19 protein-coding genes are annotated in these 18,492 nt (G+C 72.9%); 9 read left to right on the top strand and 10 right to left on the bottom strand.

What is annotated here, in order from left to right:
• Positions 1 to 41 precede the first annotated feature (41 nt).
• Positions 42 to 2,453, top strand: coding sequence for a ribonucleoside-diphosphate reductase subunit alpha (locus ACIRFL_RS06955; RefSeq protein ID WP_404024764.1), 2,412 nt, complete (start codon positions 42 to 44; stop codon positions 2,451 to 2,453).
• Positions 2,453 to 3,466: a ribonucleotide-diphosphate reductase subunit beta gene (locus tag ACIRFL_RS06950; RefSeq protein WP_404024762.1), complete on the top strand. Its 1,014-nt coding sequence runs from the start codon at positions 2,453 to 2,455 to the stop codon at positions 3,464 to 3,466. The genes ACIRFL_RS06955 and ACIRFL_RS06950 overlap by 1 nt, the downstream gene beginning before the upstream one ends.
• On the opposite strand, the gene ACIRFL_RS06945 is transcribed toward ACIRFL_RS06950, so the two are convergent.
• On the bottom strand, positions 3,379 to 3,621 hold the full coding sequence (locus ACIRFL_RS06945; RefSeq protein WP_404024760.1) for a hypothetical protein: 243 nt from the start codon (positions 3,619 to 3,621) through the stop codon (positions 3,379 to 3,381). The two genes, ACIRFL_RS06950 and ACIRFL_RS06945, sit on opposite strands and share 88 nt — an antisense overlap.
• A gap of 93 nt (positions 3,622 to 3,714) precedes the next feature.
• Between ACIRFL_RS06945 and ACIRFL_RS06940 the strand changes: the two genes are divergently transcribed.
• Positions 3,715 to 4,680 carry a helix-turn-helix domain-containing protein gene (locus ACIRFL_RS06940; protein WP_404024758.1) on the top strand — a complete coding sequence of 322 codons (966 nt, stop codon included), beginning with the start codon at positions 3,715 to 3,717 and terminating at the stop codon, positions 4,678 to 4,680.
• Positions 4,681 to 4,822: 142 nt separating this feature from the next.
• On the opposite strand, the gene def is transcribed toward ACIRFL_RS06940, so the two are convergent.
• The 8 genes from def to ACIRFL_RS06900 all read right to left on the bottom strand — a co-directional run bounded on the left by def (position 4,823) and on the right by ACIRFL_RS06900 (position 12,272).
• Complete coding sequence (def, locus tag ACIRFL_RS06935) at positions 4,823 to 5,473, bottom strand: peptide deformylase (RefSeq protein WP_404024756.1); 651 nt, start codon at positions 5,471 to 5,473, stop codon at positions 4,823 to 4,825.
• 160 nt (positions 5,474 to 5,633) lie between these two features.
• Positions 5,634 to 6,617 (bottom strand): tetratricopeptide repeat protein, encoded by a 984-nt coding sequence (locus ACIRFL_RS06930; protein WP_404024865.1) that lies wholly within the window; start codon positions 6,615 to 6,617, stop codon positions 5,634 to 5,636.
• Between the two features lie 111 nt (positions 6,618 to 6,728).
• Positions 6,729 to 8,090, bottom strand: a complete 1,362-nt coding sequence (locus tag ACIRFL_RS06925) for an HD-GYP domain-containing protein (protein ID WP_404024753.1) — start codon at positions 8,088 to 8,090, stop codon at positions 6,729 to 6,731.
• Entirely contained in the window at positions 8,087 to 9,427 is a 1,341-nt protein-coding gene (locus ACIRFL_RS06920) for an HD-GYP domain-containing protein (RefSeq protein WP_404024751.1), read from the bottom strand. The genes ACIRFL_RS06925 and ACIRFL_RS06920 overlap by 4 nt, the downstream gene beginning before the upstream one ends.
• A 159-nt stretch (positions 9,428 to 9,586) precedes the next feature.
• A complete protein-coding gene (rsrA, locus tag ACIRFL_RS06915) occupies positions 9,587 to 9,889 on the bottom strand; it encodes a mycothiol system anti-sigma-R factor (protein WP_404024749.1) in 303 nt (100 codons plus the stop codon).
• Positions 9,886 to 10,569: an RNA polymerase sigma factor SigR gene (gene sigR, locus ACIRFL_RS06910; RefSeq protein WP_404024747.1), complete on the bottom strand. Its 684-nt coding sequence runs from the start codon at positions 10,567 to 10,569 to the stop codon at positions 9,886 to 9,888. The genes rsrA and sigR overlap by 4 nt, the downstream gene beginning before the upstream one ends.
• Before the next feature lie 256 nt (positions 10,570 to 10,825).
• On the bottom strand, positions 10,826 to 11,455 hold the full coding sequence (locus ACIRFL_RS06905) for an alpha/beta family hydrolase (RefSeq protein ID WP_404024745.1): 630 nt from the start codon (positions 11,453 to 11,455) through the stop codon (positions 10,826 to 10,828).
• Position 11,456: 1 nt separating this feature from the next.
• Positions 11,457 to 12,272, bottom strand: a complete 816-nt coding sequence (locus ACIRFL_RS06900; protein ID WP_404024742.1) for an SOS response-associated peptidase — start codon at positions 12,270 to 12,272, stop codon at positions 11,457 to 11,459.
• Positions 12,273 to 12,374: 102 nt separating this feature from the next.
• Here ACIRFL_RS06900 and ACIRFL_RS06895 point away from each other — a divergent pair, with 102 nt between their 5' ends.
• From ACIRFL_RS06895 to ACIRFL_RS06880, 4 genes are all read left to right on the top strand, one after another.
• Positions 12,375 to 13,097: a M50 family metallopeptidase gene (locus ACIRFL_RS06895; protein ID WP_404024739.1), complete on the top strand. Its 723-nt coding sequence runs from the start codon at positions 12,375 to 12,377 to the stop codon at positions 13,095 to 13,097.
• Between the two features lie 258 nt (positions 13,098 to 13,355).
• Positions 13,356 to 14,672 carry a 3-phosphoshikimate 1-carboxyvinyltransferase gene (gene aroA, locus ACIRFL_RS06890; RefSeq protein ID WP_404024736.1) on the top strand — a complete coding sequence of 439 codons (1,317 nt, stop codon included), beginning with the start codon at positions 13,356 to 13,358 and terminating at the stop codon, positions 14,670 to 14,672.
• A gap of 16 nt (positions 14,673 to 14,688) precedes the next feature.
• Positions 14,689 to 15,699, top strand: coding sequence for a ribosome small subunit-dependent GTPase A (rsgA, locus tag ACIRFL_RS06885; RefSeq protein WP_404024734.1), 1,011 nt, complete (start codon positions 14,689 to 14,691; stop codon positions 15,697 to 15,699).
• A 91-nt stretch (positions 15,700 to 15,790) separates the two neighbouring features.
• Entirely contained in the window at positions 15,791 to 16,114 is a 324-nt protein-coding gene (locus tag ACIRFL_RS06880; protein WP_351729443.1) for a multidrug efflux SMR transporter, read from the top strand.
• A 45-nt stretch (positions 16,115 to 16,159) separates the two neighbouring features.
• Here the strand turns inward: ACIRFL_RS06880 and ACIRFL_RS06875 are convergent, their stop codons facing one another.
• Positions 16,160 to 16,753, bottom strand: coding sequence for a TetR/AcrR family transcriptional regulator (locus ACIRFL_RS06875; protein WP_404024731.1), 594 nt, complete (start codon positions 16,751 to 16,753; stop codon positions 16,160 to 16,162).
• A 197-nt stretch (positions 16,754 to 16,950) separates the two neighbouring features.
• Here ACIRFL_RS06875 and hisN point away from each other — a divergent pair, with 197 nt between their 5' ends.
• Both hisN and ACIRFL_RS06865 read left to right on the top strand, forming a co-directional pair.
• Positions 16,951 to 17,751 (top strand): histidinol-phosphatase, encoded by an 801-nt coding sequence (gene hisN / locus ACIRFL_RS06870; RefSeq protein ID WP_404024729.1) that lies wholly within the window; start codon positions 16,951 to 16,953, stop codon positions 17,749 to 17,751.
• Positions 17,752 to 18,053: 302 nt separating this feature from the next.
• Positions 18,054 to 18,446: a cyclic nucleotide-binding/CBS domain-containing protein gene (locus ACIRFL_RS06865; protein WP_388703856.1), complete on the top strand. Its 393-nt coding sequence runs from the start codon at positions 18,054 to 18,056 to the stop codon at positions 18,444 to 18,446.
• Positions 18,447 to 18,492: the final 46 nt, after the last annotated feature.

The raw sequence follows: 18,492 nt of genomic DNA, 5'->3' as shown, positions 1-18,492 counted from the left end.
GCCCTCCGCAAGGCCCCGTGCCGAGCGAGGGAGAGCCCCACGTGACCATCGCGCCAGCCGACCCGGCTTCAGCCGCCCAGGCGACCGCGGCCCCGGTGGAGACCGACGGCCCCGGTGCCGCGCTGCTGCGGACCCTGACCGAGCTGACCGCCGACCTCCCCGACGCCGACCCCGGCCGGGTCGCCGCCGCAGCGCTGCGCGGCCGGTCCGCGCGGTCCGACGCCGCTGCCGTCGCGGAGCTTCGGGAACTGGCCACCGAGGCGGCCGCCGGCCTGATCTCGGAGGACCCCGCCTACTCCCGGCTGGCCGCCCGGCTGCTGACCCTGTCCATCCGCGCCGAGGCCGCCACACAAGGCGTCACCTCGTTCACCGGGTCGATCGCCGTGGGGCACCGGGAAGGGCTCATCGCCGACCGCACCGCCGCCTTCGTACGGCGGCACGCCGAGCGGCTGGACGCGCTGATCGACACCGCGGCGGACGACCGCTTCGGCTACTTCGGGCTGCGCACGCTGCACAGCCGCTATCTGCTCCGGCACCCCCTGACCCGCCAAGTCATCGAGACGCCCCAGCACTTCATGCTGCGGGTGGCCGCCGGCCTCGCCGACGGTGATGCCGATGTCCTCTCCGGGGGAGACCCCATGCACGCCGTGGACGAGGTGGCCGCGCTCTACCGGCTGATGAGCCGCCTCGACTACCTGCCCTCCTCCCCCACGCTCTTCAACTCCGGCACCCGCCACCCGCAGATGTCGTCCTGCTACCTGCTCGACTCCCCCAAGGACGAGCTGGACTCCATCTACGACCGCTACCACCAGGTAGCCCGCCTCTCCAAGCACGCCGGCGGCATCGGCATCGCCTACTCCCGCATCCGCTCCCGCGGTTCGCTGATCCGCGGCACCAACGGGCACTCCAACGGCATCGTGCCGTTCCTGAAGACCCTTGACGCCTCCGTGGCCGCCGTGAACCAGGGCGGCCGGCGCAAGGGCGCCGCGGCGGTCTACCTGGAGACCTGGCACTCGGACATCGAGGAGTTCCTGGAGCTGCGCGACAACACCGGTGAGGACGCGCGCCGTACGCACAACCTCAACCTCGCCCACTGGATCCCGGACGAGTTCATGCGCCGGGTCGACGCCGACGGGCAGTGGTCGCTGTTCTCCCCGTCGGACGTGCCGGAGCTGGTCGACCTGTGGGGCGCGGAGTTCGACGCCGCCTACCGCGCGGCGGAGGCGGCCGGGCTCGCGAAGAAGACCATCCCGGCCCGTGACCTCTACGGCCGTATGATGCGCACCCTCGCGCAGACCGGCAACGGCTGGATGACCTTCAAGGACGCGGCCAACCGCACCGCCAACCAGACGGCCGAGCCGGGCCGTGTCGTGCACTCCTCCAACCTCTGCACGGAGATCCTGGAGGTCACCGACGACGGCGAGACCGCGGTCTGCAACCTGGGCTCGGTCAACCTCGGCGCGTTCGTGAGCGGCGGGGGCATCGACTGGGAGCGGCTGGACGAGACGGTCCGCACCGCCGTGACCTTCCTGGACCGGGTCGTCGACATCAACTTCTATCCGACCGAGCAGGCGGGCCGCTCCAACGCCAGGTGGCGGCCGGTGGGCCTCGGCGTGATGGGCCTCCAGGACGTCTTCTTCAAGCTGCGCCTGCCCTTCGACTCCCCCGAGGCGCGGGCCCTGTCCACCAGGATCGCCGAGCGCATCATGCTCGCCGCCTACGAGGCGTCCGCCGACCTCGCCGAGCGCAACGCGCCGCTGCCCGCCTGGGAGGAGACCCGTACGGCGCGGGGTGTCCTGCACCCCGACCACTACGGCGTCGAGTTCACCTGGCCCGAGCGCTGGGCGGCGCTGCGGGCGCGGATCGCGACGACCGGCCTGCGCAACAGCCTGCTGCTCGCCGTCGCGCCCACCGCGACCATCGCGTCCATCGCCGGTGTCTACGAGTGCATCGAGCCCCAGGTCTCCAACCTCTTCAAGCGCGAGACCCTGTCCGGTGAATTCCTCCAGGTCAACTCGTATCTGGTGCGGGACCTCAAGGAGCTGGGCGTGTGGGACGCCCGCACCCGCGAGGCGCTGCGCGACGCCAACGGCTCCGTGCAGGACCTCACGTGGATCCCGGCCGATGTGCGCGCCCTGTACCGCACGGCGTGGGAGATCCCGCAGCGCGGCCTGATCGACATGGCCGCGGCCCGCACGCCCTACCTGGACCAGTCGCAGTCCCTGAACCTGTTCATGGAGACGCCGACCATCGGCAAGCTCTCCTCGATGTACGCCTACGCCTGGAAGCAGGGCCTGAAGACGACGTACTACCTGCGCTCCCGCCCGGCGACCCGCATCGCACGCGCCGCCCAGGCGCAGCCCCGAGCCACCGTCCCCGTCCAGCAGGCCGCCGACCCCGACGCCGTCGCCTGCTCCCTTGAGAACCCCGAGTCCTGCGAGGCCTGCCAGTGATGTCCCACCGTTCCCAGAACCTTCTCGACCCGGGCTTCGAGCTGACGCTGCGCCCCATGCGCTACCCCGACTTCTACGAGCGCTACCGGGACGCCATCAAGAACACCTGGACCGTGGAGGAGGTCGACCTGCACTCGGACGTCGCCGACCTCGCCAGGCTGACCCCCGCCGAACAGCACCTCATCGGCCGGCTGGTCGCGTTCTTCGCCACGGGCGACTCGATCGTCGCGAACAACCTGGTGCTGACCCTGTACAAGCACATCAACTCCCCCGAGGCACGGCTGTATCTGAGCCGTCAGCTGTTCGAGGAGGCCGTGCACGTCCAGTTCTATCTGACGCTGCTGGACACCTATCTGCCCGACCCGGAGGACCGTGCGGCGGCGTTCGCGGCGGTCGAGAACATCCCGTCCATCCGGGAGAAGGCCGAGTTCTGCTTCAGGTGGATGGACTCGGTCGAGAACCTGGACCGCCTGGAGTCGAGGGCCGACCGCCGGCGCTTCCTGCTCAATCTGATCTGCTTCGCCGCGTGCATCGAGGGCCTGTTCTTCTACGGCGCCTTCGCATACGTCTACTGGTTCCGCAGCCGGGGCCTGCTGCACGGCCTGGCCACCGGCACCAACTGGGTGTTCCGTGACGAGACGATGCACATGTCCTTCGCCTTCGACGTGGTCGACACCGTCCGCAAGGAGGAGCCGGACCTCTTCGACGATCAGCTGCGCCAGCAGGTCACCGACATGCTCCGGGAGGCCGTCGCGGCGGAGCTGCAGTTCGCGCGCGACCTGTGCGGCGACGGCCTGCCGGGCATGAACACCGACTCGATGCGGCAGTACCTGGAGTGCGTCGCCGACCAGCGTCTGACGCGCCTCGGCTTCGCCCCGGTGTACGGCTCCGAGAACCCCTTCTCCTTCATGGAGCTGCAGGGGGTTCAGGAGCTGACCAACTTCTTCGAGCGGCGTCCGTCGGCGTACCAGGTGGCGGTGGAGGGCACCGTCGACCTGGACGAGGACTTCTGATCCCGTTCCTCGTCCGCCGTCTCCTCGGCCTCCCGGAGCTGTCGGTCGATGCGCCGGTCGCGCACCATGCCGAACACCGACGGGAGGACCAGGAGGACGAGGATCCCGAGGACCGCCAGCATGCCGATCAGACCTTCGATCTGGTTTGTGTTCATGGACACCACTGTCGTCTCTGACACTCCTTACCGGCAGTGGCAGGACTGCCGTACACCCTCGAATTACTGCCAGGGACGAGGCACACTGGCAGCATGCTGAAGAACGTGGCGGCCGTCCTGCTGGACGGCGTGCACCCCTTCGAGCTGGGCGTCCTGTGCGAGGTGTTCGGCCTGGACCGCAGCGACGAGGGGCTGCCGGTGTACGACTTCGCCGTGGTCTCGGCGGAGGGCCCGGCCCTGCGCACCCATGTCGGCGGGCTGACCGTCTCGACGCCGTACGGGCTTGACCGGCTGGCGGAGGCCGACCTGGTGGCGGTGCCGGCCGGCGAGCAGTTCGTCACCCGCGACTTCCCGCCCGACCTGCTGTCGGCCCTGGTGGCGGCGGTGGAGCGCGGGGCGCGGGTGCTCAGCGTCTGCTCCGGGGTGTTCGCGCTCGGCGCCGCCGGGCTGCTCGACGGGCGGCGGTGCAGCGTGCACTGGAGGCAGGCCGCGGAGCTGGCCGTGCGCTGGCCGCGCGCGATCATCCAGCCGGACGTGCTCTACGTCGACGACGACCCGGTGATCACCTCCGCGGGCACCGCCTCCGGGATCGACGCCTGTCTGCACATCGTGCGCAAGGAGCAGGGCCCGGAGATCGCCAACAAGATCGCCCGGCGCATGGTGGTGCCGCCGCACCGGGACGGCGGGCAGGCCCAGTACATCGAGCGCCCGCTGCCCAAGGACCGCTGCGACACCGTCGGCGACGTGCTGGCCTGGATGGAGCGGCACCTGGACCGGGAGGTCACCGTCGAGCAGCTCGCCGCCCGCGCCCATATGGCGCCGCGTACCTTCGCCCGCCGCTTCCAGCAGGAGACCGGCACCACCCCCTACCGCTGGATCCTGCGCCAACGGGTGCTGCTGGCCCAGGAGTTGCTGGAGGGCACGGACGAGACGATGGACGCGATCGCGGCGCGCACCGGGTTCGGCACCGCCGCCGCGCTGCGCCACCAGTTCGTCCGGGCGCTGGGCACCACCCCGCACGCCTACCGGCGCGCGTTCCGCGGCCCCGAGGCCGCCTGACCGCGCACCGGGGCCAGAACCGCACGAGTGTGCCAACTGCGGTTGGTCAGCGCCCCGAAGGGGCGCGGGGAACTGCGCGACCAGCCACAACGGTGCAGCAGACGACCGACGGCCTATCGCGGCTTGTCCAGCGGAGCGCTCGTCAGTCGTTGGCGACCACGGGATAGCGCGGCTCGTTCTCGGCCATCTGCCGCAGCGCGTCCTTGCGCTCCCGCTTGGAGAGCCGGTCGATGTACAGGTACCCGTACAGATGGTCGGTCTCGTGCTGCAGACACCGCGCGAAGTAGCCGGTGCCGCGCACCTTGACCGGGTTGCCCCGCTCGTCCTGCCCGGTCACCTCGGCGTAGTCGGGCCGGGCCAGCGGCGCGTACGCGGTCGGCACGGAAAGGCAGCCCTCGTTGCTGTCGTCGAGGCGGCGCCGGTCGGCGGGCAGGTCGACGAGCCGGGGGTTGCAGACCACGCCGACGTGCCGGACGCCGGCGTCGTCCTGGCAGTCGTACACGAAGACCTTCAGGTCGACACCGATCTGGTTGGCGGCCAGGCCCACGCCCTCGGCGGTGCGCTGGCTGGCGAACATGTCGGCGACCAGTTGCTGGAGTTCGTCGCCGAACTCGGTGACGTCCGCGCACTCCTTGTGCAGCACCGGATTGCCGACGACCGTGATCGGCCGCGAGGTGCCGCGCTCCCGCCAGGCGGCCTCGCGCTCCTCGGTGTCCTCGGTGTCGATGACGAAGCCCTCGTCGTCCACGGGGAGCACGCCCGCGTGCTGCTGATCGGTGTCCTGCTGCGCCATGTCCGACGTATGCCTTCCTGACAAGAACTGGGGAGTGGATGAATGGATGCTGATACAGGGTACGGGGAGCGCGCCCCGACCGGCGCGGGGCTGTGTCCACCGGGCGGCTCCGCCGCCCGGGCACGGCCGGCCGGCCGAACCGGCGGCGGGGCAACGGTTCTTAACAGACCTCTTCGAGATCCCGCCAGTCCCGGGAATCGGGGCTGTCCGCGACCCACCCGTCCAGCAGCCCCCGGACCAGCGACGCCGGGGCGGCGACGCCGCACTCCCGCTCCGGCACCCACAGCTGCCCGTCCGTGCGGTGCCCGAGCGGCCCGGGATGCCCCGGTTCGCTGTGATCGTGCGGATCGAGGTGTTCCCCGTCGCCCTCGTCGGAGGGCATCCGCGACTCGGAGCACATCCGGCACAGCAGCCGCACGGACGACGACCAGTCCTCCGCGGCGAAGCCGGCGTCGGCGGCCAGCTGCTCCAGCGCGTCCCGGTCGGCCTCGCTGGCGGCCTCCAGCAGGACCACCCAGGTGGGCACCGGCGACGGGGCCCACAACTCGATCTCGTCGAAGACCGGGTAGGCGTGGCCCGCGGCCGTGGTGCGCTCCCCGTGCGGTACCCCGTCGTGCAGCACGACCTCGCCCCAGCGCCGCCCCGAGGAGGGCAGCGGAATGGACAGCACCTCGATGCGCGCCGGGTCGAGCCGCCTGCCCCAGACGACCTCGGCCTCGCCCTCCGGGGACAGCCGTACGGCCGCGCTGCCCAGCTCCATGCCGAGCGGTTCACCGGTGGCGGTGGCGCTTGACCCGGGCACCCGCAGTCCGTAGGCCTGCCAGGCGCGGTGGGCCAGCGGCCAGTCCTGCAGGGCGGTGGCGGCGATGCCCACGTTCCACCAGTCGGGCGCGCCGGTCTCCCGGTCGAGCAGGGCCACGGCGCGCAGTCCCGCGGCGCGGGCCTGCTCCCAGTCGTGCCGGAACTTGTGCAGCAGGGCGAGGTTGAACCAGGACTCGGACAGCCAGGGCTCCAGGTCGGCGGCGCGTGTCAGCAGCTCGCCCGCGTCCTCGTACCGGCCGTCGCCGATGAGCGTGAACGCCCGGTCGGTGGCCTGCCGCCAGGAGGCGGAGGGCCGGTGCCGTCCCTTGCCGAAGATCCTCACGATTCCCGCCTGCCAGTTCCAGATCCGCACTGTGGGCTGGCTTGTGCCCCCGGACACCCTCTCCCTCGCATCCAACCACGTACGGCGGGAGAGGCGCTCATTACCCATGGGTTACCCAGCCGGGGCCGGGTCAGACCGTCCGGTCCGGCGTCCGGCGCCCCGCCCGGGGCGCTCCCGCGCCGCACCCTGGTCGCCCAGCACCCGCGCCAGCGACTCCACCACCTCGGGCGCGTAGTCCCCGGCGGTGCCCAGCCGCAGCTCCTCCAGGGCCTTGAGCGGAACGCCGGGACCGGCGTCCCGTGTCTTCTCCTCGTACGCGTTCACGGCCCGGATGATCCGGGCGGCCACCGGCTGCTCCCGGTAGGGATCGGCCTGCCGCTCCACGACCACCGCGACCGCCGCGTCCACCCCGGTCTGCCGTACGACGGCCCCGCCGAGCAGCGCTATCCGCCGCTGTTCCGCGGCGGGCAGTGCGGCGGTGGCCCCGGCCGGCACCGGGTCGACCAGGCTCAGCTGGCCGATGTCGTGCATGAGGGCCGCGTACTCCAGCACGGTCAGCTCGGGCGCGGTCAGCCCGAGGTCACGGCCGACGGCCTGGCTGAGCGCGGCGACCCGGTGGGCGTGTCCGGCCGGGGTGTAGCCGGCCACCTCGGTGGCCCGGGCCAGGGAGGCGATGGTCTGCCGGTAGGTGGCGCGCACGGCGGCGTACCGGCGCAGTGTGAGCTGGGTGAGCAGGAGCGGCAGACAGAACACGGGCAGCGCCCACAGCCCGACGACGCCGACCGCCGGCGCCATCACCGCGCCCGTCGCGGACACCGCGGATCCGATGCCGAGCAGCCCCCGCAGCTCGTCCCGCAGCAGCGGGCCGAACGGCCACCGGGTGCGGGAGTGGGCGAGGGCCGCGGCCAGGACCGCGTCGCACAGGGCGGTGAGCACGAGGAGCGCGAGCAGCAGCACGGCGTGCGCGGAGCCGCCCAGGACCCCGATCAGCCCGTCGTTGTGCAGGGGTTGGAAGCAGACGGCGGCGAAGCCGACGGTGAGGACCCGGCGGGCCAGGTGGTCGAGCGTGCGGGTCCGGCCGCACCAGATGCGCGGGGCGCTGCCGAGCAGCGAGGCGGCGAGGACGACGGTGACGACCTGCGCGGCCCGGAGGGGTGTTCCCGCGCTCTGGGCCACATCGAGCGCCTGCGGGGCGGTCGGGTGCGCGGCCCCGTCGCCGAGCAGCGCGTACGACAGCGCGCCGGCCGCGCCGAGCGAGGCGGTCTCCCGGACGTCGGCGCCGGTGACGGTCACGGGGGCCCCCGCCACCCGGGCGGGGCCGGAGGGCCGCGGGACGGTCAGCTCGCCGACGGCTATGAGCACGCCGAAGGCGAGGGCCGTGCCGCGGTCCTCCAGTCCGCTCAGGAGGGTGACGGCGAGGGAGACGGCGACGAGCAGCGCGGCGCAGGCATGGACGAGCCGCAGCGCGCTCATCGGCGCGCCTCGCGCGGGCCCCTGACGGGTTCGGAGGGCGGCACCGGGTACTGCGGCTCGTCGGCGGTGACCGCGGGATGCCAGCCGCCCCCGCCTGCGGCTTCGCCCGGCCGGGGGCATCCCCTACGCCCCACGGCCCGGACCAGCGCGGCGACCATCCTGGGGTCGAACTGGGCGCCGGCGCAGCGCTCCAGTTCTCTGAGGGCCGTCGGCACCGGGCGGGCCCTGCTGTAGGAACGCGTGGATGTCATCGCGTCGAAGGCGTCGGCGACGGCCACCACCCGGGCGGACTCCGGGATCTGATCGCCCGCCAGCCCGTACGGGTAGCCGCTGCCGTCGAGCCGTTCGTGGTGGTGCAGGATCGCCGCCCGGGCCTCGCCGAGGAAGGAGATCCCGCGGACCATCTCATGGCCGTACTCGGGATGCAGCTCGATCACGCGCCGTTCCTCGGGGGTCAGCGGGCCGTCCTTGCGCAGCAGCCGGGTCGGCACGCCCAGCTTGCCCACGTCGTGCAGGATCCCGGCGAACCGCAGCACCTCGACGCGGTCGTCGTCCAGGCCGAGTTCGCGGGCGATCATCACGGACGCCTGCCCGACCCGCTCGCTGTGGCCGCGGGTGTATCCGTCCTTGATGTCGACGGCCTGCACGAGCGCGCGGATCGTCGCCTGGTGGGCCGTCCGTTCCCGGTGGTACTGCGCGAAGACCCACCAGGACACGCCCATCGGCAGCAGCACGAGCAGCGCGACGACCGGCCCGTGCGGGCTGCGCCACAGCACGGCCATCATCAGCCCGGCCAGTCCGTGCACGGCGATCGGCGCGAGCGAGCGGGGCAGCAGCCCGCGCCAGGCCCGGCGCGCGGGCACTCTTTCGGCCAGGGCCAGGATGCCGCCGTCGAGCGCGGCCAGGACGAGGCAGAAGGCCAGCACGGCGGCGGCGACCGGCACGAGGACGTAGGGGAAGTCGGAGTGCACGACCGCCGGCCGGCCGCCGAGCAGCCAGTGCACGCGGGCCGCGACCCCCACGGCGAGCGAGGTCTGGGCGGCGCGCCAGATCCGGCGCAGCGCGCGGGGCCGGTCGGCGGGCGACAGCAGGGCGCCGGGCAGGGGTACGAGCGCGGCGGCGGGCGCGGGCAGCAGAAAGGCCCCGGCGAGCAGGACGGGGTGGAAGGTGCCTCCGAAGCGGCGCCGGACGATCTGCTCACAGGCCGCGTACACCGCGGAGAGCAGCGCGGTCGCCCACCAGGGCGCGTGGGTCCGGGGCAGCGGCAGCACACCGAGCAGGGCCAGGGCGGCGACGCAGGTCACATAGACGCGTGCCCGTGCCGGAACCGCCTCCATGAGCCCTCCCCCGACCATGCACGTCCTGGCTCCGGAGCCTAGGGCGCGGATCGGGGGTCCGGGGGCCTGGCCGCCCGGGTTAGCACGTTCGGGTGATGACCGGTGAGTCAGCGGCGGGCTCGGACCGCGGCCGCGGAAAGCGCGGGCCGCCCGCCCCGGTCAGGACTCCTGGGGAGTCGCCGTGATGTCGTGCTCGGGCACGGTCTGGCCGGAGCGGATCAGGTCGATCCGGCCCATGACCTTGGCGCGCAGGTCGATCGGCACGTCGTCATGGCCGCAGCACCGCTTGACCAGCTTCTTCACCGCCTTTTCCAGGCCGTACTTCTCCAGGCACGGCGAGCACTCCTCGAAGTGCTGCTGGAACTTGTCGCGATCGGCTGCCGGCATCTCGCTGTCAAGGAACTCGTAGAGATGGTCGAGTACCTCACTGCAGTCCGTCTCGTGCGGCTCTCCGCAGCTCATGAGCCCGAGCCTTTCGCTTCGTTCGACTCTCCGGCGCCCGCCGGGACCAGCCCGCGCTCGCGGGCGTAGTCCTCCAGCATGCCGCGCAGTTGACGGCGGCCCCGGTGCAGCCGGGACATCACCGTACCGATGGGTGTCCCCATGATGTCCGCGATCTCCTTGTAGGCAAAGCCCTCTACGTCCGCGAGGTAGACGGCGATGCGGAATTCCTCGGGGATCGCCTGCAGCGCTTCCTTGACGTCCGAGTCGGGCAGGTGGTCGAGCGCCTGCGACTCGGCGGAGCGCAGCCCGGTCGACATGTGCGACTCGGCGCGGGCGAGCTGCCAGTCCTCGATCTCCTCGGCGGCGCTGCGCTGCGGCTCGCGCTGCTTCTTGCGGTAGGAGTTGATGAAGGTGTTCGTGAGGATCCGGTACAGCCAGGCCTTGAGGTTGGTGCCCTCGCGGAACTGGTGGAAGGACGCGTACGCCTTGGCGTAGGTCTCCTGCACCAGGTCCTCCGCGTCGGCCGGGTTGCGCGTCATGCGCAGCGCGGCCGAATACATCTGGTCGAGGTATTCGAGCGCGTCCCGCTCGAAGCGCGCGTTGCGTTCCGTGCTGGACTCCGCGCCGACGCCCCGGCCCTCGGGCTGCTCCGCCTGGCCGTTGTCGGTCCCTGCGTCGGTCCCAGTGACCGGACCCACCTCCTCAAGATCGTGGGCAGGACCGAGGACGGTCCCACTCGAATCGGAGGATAGAACACGACCCGTGCCTGCCGCCGCTCGAATCGGAGCGGCCTTGGCCGCGTGCAGCACCGTCCAGTCCAGGTCAGTGCGGCTGCTGCGGCTCGGGCAAACGGTCGAACCCATGCGGCGGACTCCCTCTCCCACGACGTCGGTGCTGGAGCTTCAGCACTTCTGACCCCCACAACAGCGGGCCGGCGCGCGGCATTCCCGGGGGTCACCCGAGTGACGCGATCCACTCCGCGACGCCGTCGGTGACGATCTCCAGAGCCCGCTCCTGGCCGATCTCCGCGCGCTTGGGCACGGCGAGGCCGTGGTCGCCGCCGGGCACCTCGACGAGCCGGTAGGCGCCCGGCGGGAACTCGGCCGGCCTGCCGAACGGATCGTTGCCGCCCTGCACGACCAGCGTGGGCACCCGTGTCCCGAGCAGTTCCGCGGCCCGGGACTTCTCGGGGCTGCCCGGCGGGTGCAGCGGGAAGCTCAGGGCGAGGACGGCGTGCGCCCCCAGTTCGGCCGCCGTGCGGCAGGCGACCCGGGCCCCGGCGCTGCGCCCGCCGGAGATCACCGGCGGGCCCGGCGCGGTGAGCGCGGGCCAGACCCCGCGCCAGCCGGTGTCGAGGGTCTTCGGGGCCGGGGCCACCTTCCGGCCCGCCACCCGCCAGGGCTGCTCCACCAGGGCCACGGTGACGCCGTGGGCGGGCAGCGCCGCCGCGAGCGCCCGCAGGTCGCGCGCCTCGATGCCGCCGCCCGCCCCATGGCTCACGGCCAGCACGAATTGGGGCCGCCGCGCCGGGTGCCAGGTGATGCGGGCGTCCCCCGCGTCCGTGGCGATGATCTGTGTGGTCACGTCAGAACAGTGTGCCCGCTTCCGGACCCGCCAGCTCCTTCAGCAGCCCCGGGCCGTTGTTGCGGACGTTGCTGACGGCCGTGGCGACCGGGTAGGCGCGCATCAGGCCCTGCGGCGGCGGCTCCAGCAGCGACCGCAGGTCCTCGACATCGGTGCGGGCCGGATCGAGCCAGGCGTCCCAGCGGTCGGGGGTGAGCATCAGCGGCATCCGCGGGTGGATCTCCGCGAGGCTGTGCGGCCCCTCCGCGGGGGCCACGGCCAGCGGGGTGGCCTCCGCCTCGGTGGTGATCACCGAGCAGGTCACCCACCAGGCACGCGGATGGTCGTCGGGCAGGGTCCGGTCCCGCCAGAACTCGTACAGGCCCGCCATCGCGAAGACCGAACCGTCGGCGGGCAGCACGAAGTACGGCTGCTTGCGCGGCCGCTTCTTGCGGCCCTCGACCTCCAGGTCCCGCTCCTGTGCGCCGGTCACCCACTCGTAGTAGCCGTCGGCGGGCAGGATGCAGCGCCGGGCGGCGAAGGCACGGCGGTACGACGGCTTCTCGTGCACGGTCTCCGCGCGGGCGTTGATCATCCGGGCCGCGCCCTCGGGTGACTTGGCCCAGGACGGCACCAGGCCCCACTTCAGCCTGCGCAGCTGCCGAACCGGACGCGGGTCGTCTGCGTCTTTCACCGGACGGTCGAGTACGGCGTAGACCTCCTTGGTGGGCGCCACATTGTAGTCGGCCTCAAAGCTCTCCTCCGGCTCCCACTTCTCCGCTTCAAAGATCCCTGCGAGATCCTCGGGCCTACGACTCGCTGAATACCGTCCGCACATGCGTGCCACACTGCCAGGCCCGGCCGCCGCCCGGCCACCGGCTGCGCCCGCCCGACCCGACCGGCCCGTACGAGCCCCGACCCGAGGGAGCGACCGCACCACATGGACAGCACCGCATCGACCGCGCTGCCCGACCTCTGGGACCGGCTGTGGGGCACCCAGCCCGGACCGGACCAGTGGGTGGTGCTGATCACCCTGACCGCGGCCCTCGCCGTGGTCGTCCCGCACGGACTGTGGCGCGTCTCACGCAACGCCATCACCATCGCGCACGAGGGCGGTCACGGCCTGGTGGCCCTGCTCACCGGCCGGCAGCTCACCGGCATACGCCTGCACTCCGACACCAGCGGCCTCACCGTCAGCCGGGGCAAGCCGCACGGCGTCGGCATGATCCTCACCGCCGCCGCCGGCTACACCGCGCCACCGCTGCTGGGCCTGGGCGGGGCCGCGCTGCTGGCCGCCGGGCGCCTCACGCTGCTGCTCTGGCTGGCCACCGCCCTGCTCGTCGCCATGCTGGTGATGATCCGCAACGCCTACGGGGTGCTGACCGTGTTCCTCACCGGCGGCACCTTCCTGCTGGTGTCCTGGCTGGCCGGTGCGCAGGTGCAGGCGGCGTTCGGGTACGCGGTGGTGTGGTTCCTGCTGCTGGGCGGGGTGCGGCCGGCCTTCGAACTGCAGGCCAAGCGGGCGCGGGGCGGAGCGGGCGACTCCGACGCGGACCAGTTGTCGCGGCTGACCCACGTGCCGGCGTGGCTGTGGCTGTTCCTGTTCCACACGGTGTCGCTGTGCTCGCTCATCGGCGGGGGACGGTGGCTGCTGGGGGGCTGAGGGCCGCTCCCGCCCCCGCCGCGGGGGTTCGTCGCCCTGGCGGGTGCCGGGGTGCGGGACACACTCCGAAGGAGTGACGGGGCAACGTCCTGCGGGGTTGCGCGGCCGTATCGGTGTGCGGCCGCACCGCGACGGGCCCCGCGGTGCGAGCGGCGCGGGGAACCCGGCGGCGCGGCACGCTCCGCGCATCCGCGGCCGACGGCGCAGCCCCGTGCACGCACCCGCGCCCGGCGACCCCCCGCCCACTAAAGTGGGGCCATGGCCCCGAACAACGCGCACACCGCCCTCTGGCCCGCCCCGCACGCGAGCGGAGCCGTCGACGCGACGGTCCACGTGCCCGGGTCCAAGTCCGTCACCAACCGCGCCCTCGTCCTCGCCGCCCTCGCCTCCGAACCGGGCTGGCTGCGCCGCCCCCTGCGCTCCCGTGACACGCTGCTGATGGCGGGCGCCCTGCGGGCCATGGGCGTCGGCATCGAGGAGGGCGTCGGCCCGGACGGCACCGGCGAGGCATGGCGGGTGCTGCCCACCGGCCTGCGCGGCCCGGCCTCCGTCGACGTCGGCAACGCCGGCACCGTCATGCGCTTCCTGCCGCCCGTCGCCACGCTGGCCGACGGCCCGATCCGCTTCGACGGCGACCCCAGGTCGTACGAGCGTCCCCTGCACGGCGTGATCGACGCCCTGCGCGCACTCGGTGCCCGGATCGACGACGACGGCCGCGGCGCGCTGCCGCTGACCGTGCACGGCGGCGGCGCCCTTGAGGGCGGTCCGGTGTCGGTCGACGCCTCGTCGTCGTCGCAGTTCGTCTCGGCGCTGCTGCTGTCCGGGCCCCGGTTCAACCAGGGCGTCGAGGTCCGCCACACCGGCGCCTCGCTGCCCTCCCTGCCGCACATCCGGATGACCGTCGACATGCTGCGCGCGGTCGGCGCCCAGGTCGACACCCCCGAGTCGGGCGGCGAGCCGAACGTCTGGCGGGTCACGCCGGGTGCCCTGCTGGGCCGCGACCTGACCGTCGAGCCGGACCTGTCGAACGCCCAGCCTTTCCTGGCCGCGGCCCTCGTCACCGGCGGCAAGGTGCTCGTCCCGGACTGGCCGGCCCGCACCACCCAGCCGGGTGACCGGCTGCGCGAGATCTTCACCGAGATGGGCGGCTCCTGCACGCTGACCGAGTACGGCCTGGAGTTCACCGGCTCCGGCGCGGTCCACGGCATCGACGTGGACCTGAGCGACGTGGGCGAGCTGACCCCGGGCATCGCGGCGGTCGCCGCGCTCGCGGACTCCCCGTCGACCCTGCGCGGCGTGTCCCATCTGCGGCTGCACGAGACGGACCGGCTCGCCGCGCTCACCAAGGAGATCAACGAGCTGGGCGGCGATGTGACCGAGACCGCCGACGGCCTGCACATCCGCCCGCGCGCGCTGCACGGCGGGGTCTTCCACACGTACGAGGACCACCGCATGGCGACGGCCGGCGCCGTCATCGGCCTGGCGGTCGCGGGCGTGCGGATCGAGAACGTGGCGACCACCGCCAAGACCCTGCCGGACTTCCCCGAACTGTGGGCCGGAATGCTCGGGAACTGACGGGCGGACCGGGATCATGCGCCGCTACGGCAAGCACACCGACGAGGACGACATCCGCACCCGCCCCAACCGCAAGGGCAACCGGCCCCGTACGAACATCAGGCCCAAGCACGAGGACGCCGCCGAGGGCATGGTCCTCACGGTGGACCGGGGCCGGCTGACCTGCCTCGTCGACGGCCGTACGATCCTCGCGATGAAGGCACGCGAGCTGGGCCGCAAGGCGGCCGTCGTGGGCGACCGGGTGGCGCTGGTCGGTGATCTGTCCGGGCGCAAGGACACGCTCGCGCGGATCGTCCGCATCGCGGAGCGCACATCGGTGCTGCGCCGCACCGCGGACGACGACGACCCCTACGAGCGGGTGGTCGTCGCCAACGCCGACCAGCTCGCCATCGTCACCGCCCTCGCCGACCCCGAGCCGCGCCCCCGGCTGATCGACCGCTGCCTGGTCGCCGCCTACGACGGCGGCCTCGACCCGCTGCTGGTGCTGACCAAGTCGGACCTGGCCCCGCCCGACAAGCTCCTGGAGCTCTACGGCGACCTGGACATCCCGCATGTCGTCACCAGCCGCGCGGAACTGGCGGAAGGCGCCGCCGCCGACCGGGTGCGCGAGCAGCTGGCGGGCAAGGTCACCGCGTTCGTGGGGCACTCCGGCGTCGGCAAGACGACGCTGGTCAACGCGCTGGTACCGGAGGACCGCCGGCGTACGACGGGCCATGTCAACGCGGTGACGGGCCGCGGCCGGCACACCACCACGTCGGCGCTCGCGCTGCCGCTGGGCGACATGGCCGGCTGGGTCGTCGACACCCCGGGCGTTCGCTCCTTCGGCCTCGCCCACATCGATCCTTCCCGGGTGATCCACGCCTTCCCGGATCTGGAGCCCGGCACCGCGGGCTGCCCGCGCGCCTGCAGCCACAACGAACCGGACTGCGCGCTGGACGCCTGGGTGGCCGAGGGACACGCGGACCCGGCGCGCCTGTACTCTTTGCGCCGGTTGCTGGCCACGCGGGAGCGCCGGGACGGCGACTGACCTCAGCGGTGTTTGCGGGGGCGCGGGCCTGGCAAGTGCATAATCGCACCGAGCCGGACAGCATCGAGCCGGACATACGGGAGGACAGCACATGGCGTGGCTGCTGGTCGTGGTGGCCGGACTGCTCGAAACCGGCTTCGCGGTCTGCCTGAAGCTGTCGCACGGTTTCACCCGGCTGTGGCCGACCATCGCGTTCGCGTGTTTCGCCCTCGGCAGCTTCGGCCTGCTGACCCTGTCCCTGCGGAAGCTGGACGTGGGTCCCGCCTACGCCGTGTGGACCGGCATCGGCGCCGCGGGCACCGCGATCTACGGCATGGTCTTCCTGGGCGACCTGGTGTCGACGCTGAAGATCGTCTCGATCAGCCTGGTCATCATCGGCGTGATCGGCCTCCAGCTGTCCGGCTCGGCACACTAGCCGGACCGTGTGCCGGGGACGGCGCGCGACGGCGCGGGCGGTGGTTCACACCGGCTGGTGGTGCAGCGCTTCACGGACCAGGTCGGCGATCCCGCCCGCCGCGGGCGGCGCGGCCACACACGACAACGCCAGCCGCGCCACCACCTCGCAGGAACGGGCCAGCTCCCCGCCGGCGCCAGGGCCGGCCAGGGCCGCGAGCGCCCGGTCCCGCACCATCCGCACGAGATCACCCGGCGACGGCAGCGGCCCGTCCGCCCGGCGCTGCGCCGGCACGGCCGAGGACGACGCGACAGGGGACAACGGCGGCGCGGGCAGTCGCTCGCTCCAGCAGCCGGTGAGCATGGCGCGCACGATCGGGTTGTCACGGGCGACGGCGGCGGTCCACTCGGCGGTGGCGGTCAGCCGCTCGTGCGGTTCTGCGCCGCCGGCCAGGGCCCGCTCGACCCCCGCGAGATAACCGTCGGCCTCCCGGCGCACAAGCGCCCGGGCGAGCCCGTCCTTGCTGCCGAACTCGTTGTAGAGGGTCTGCCGGGACACCCCGGCCGCCGCGGCCACGTCCACCATCCGCACGGCGGGCCACGGCCGCAGCGCGAGTGCGGTGTAGGCGGCGTCGAGCAGGGATTCCCGGGCAGCAGGCATCGTCGCCTCCCTGGGGTGAGGGCTGTGCGCCCAGGTTTGACGCGCCCTCGTGCACTGTCAAGGGTTCGCGTGGCGGGCGCGTCCCGGCGGGGGCCGTTGTGCGCCATGCCGTGGCCGAGTCGGCTGCGCCGGGGCGGAGCCCTCGCGGCGCGGCCCCCGCTGGCCGCGCCGCGAGGGGGCCGGATACGGTGCATCACATGCCCGACTACCTCGACGACCTCCGCCTCGCCCACGTCCTCGCGGACGCGGCCGACGCCGCGACGACGTCCCGCTTCAAGGCCCTCGACCTCAAGGTGGAGACCAAGCCGGACATGACCCCGGTGAGCGAGGCGGACAAGGCCGCCGAGGAGCTGATCCGCGGCCAGCTCCAGCGCGCCCGGCCCCGGGACGCGATCCTCGGCGAGGAGTACGGCATCGAGGGCACCGGCCCGCGCCGCTGGGTGATCGACCCTATCGACGGCACCAAGAACTATGTGCGGGGGGTGCCGGTCTGGGCCACGCTGATCGCGCTGACGGAGGCGGCCGAGGGCGGCTACCAGCCCGTCGTCGGCGTGGTCTCCGCCCCGGCCCTGGGCCGCCGCTGGTGGGCCGCGAAGGGCCACGGCGCCTTCACCGGCCGCAGCCTGTCCTCCGCGACCCGCATCCATGTCTCCCGGGTCTCGGAGCCGGCGGACGCGTCCTTCGCGTACTCCTCGCTGTCCGGCTGGGAGGAGCGGGGCCGGCTCGGCGGCTTCCTCGACCTCACCCGGGCGGTGTGGCGCACGCGCGCGTACGGCGACTTCTGGCCCTACATGATGGTCGCCGAGGGGTCGGTGGACTTCTGTGCCGAGCCCGAGCTGTCCCTGTGGGACATGGCGGCGCCGGCGATCGTCGTCACGGAGGCCGGCGGCACCTTCACGGGCCTCGACGGCCGCCCGGGCCCGCACGGCGGCGACGCCGCAGCGTCCAACGGGCTGCTCCACGACCGGTTGCTGGGGTATCTCAACGGGCGCTACTGAGAAGCACGAGGTGCCTGCGCACGCCCTCGGTCAGCTGCACGCGCCCCCTTGTTGACTCGCGCTTTGCCTGCGACTCTGAAAGTCCCCCCATTTGTGAATTTGTGAATCCGGGAACTACCGATCCGCCGCCGCGATCGATCCATCGATCCGCCGACCTGTCGACTCGTCGATCTGTCGATCCATCGATCGGCACGACCGGCCGGCCGGCCACCGCGTCAACAGGTCAGCGTCGCCAGATCACCGCGTCGTCCCGATCGGCCCGGATTCCCCGGAGGATTCTCCCTAGGAGGTGGCTCCCAGCCATGCTCGTCCGTGACGCCATGAGCACGGTGGTTCTCACCGTCGGCCCCGCACACACCCTCCGCCAAGCAGCCGCCCTGATGTCCGCCCGCCGCGTGGGCGCCGCCATCGTCCTCGATCCCGACGCCGGCGGCATCGGCATCCTCACCGAGCGCGACATCCTCAACTCCGTGGGCCTGGGCCAGAACCCGGACACGGAACGCGCCCACGCTCACACCACCAACGACGTCGTGTTCGCCACCCCGACCTGGACCCTGGAGGAGGCGGCCCGCGCCATGGCGCACGGCGGCTTCCGCCATCTGATCGTCCTGGACCACGGCGAGCCCGTGGGCATCGTGTCGGTCCGCGACATCATCCGCTGCTGGGCTCCGCTGCGGCAGCGGGTGCCGGCCTGAGACATGCCGACGGGCCGGAGCCCCCGTACCCGGGAGGTCCGGCCCG

It is taken from the genome of Streptomyces sp. NPDC102462 (assembly GCF_044765425.1).
GTDB lineage: Bacteria > Actinomycetota > Actinomycetes > Streptomycetales > Streptomycetaceae > Streptomyces.
Note: the sequence above shows the minus strand (reverse complement) of the source record. Positions and strands in the feature narration are given on the sequence as shown.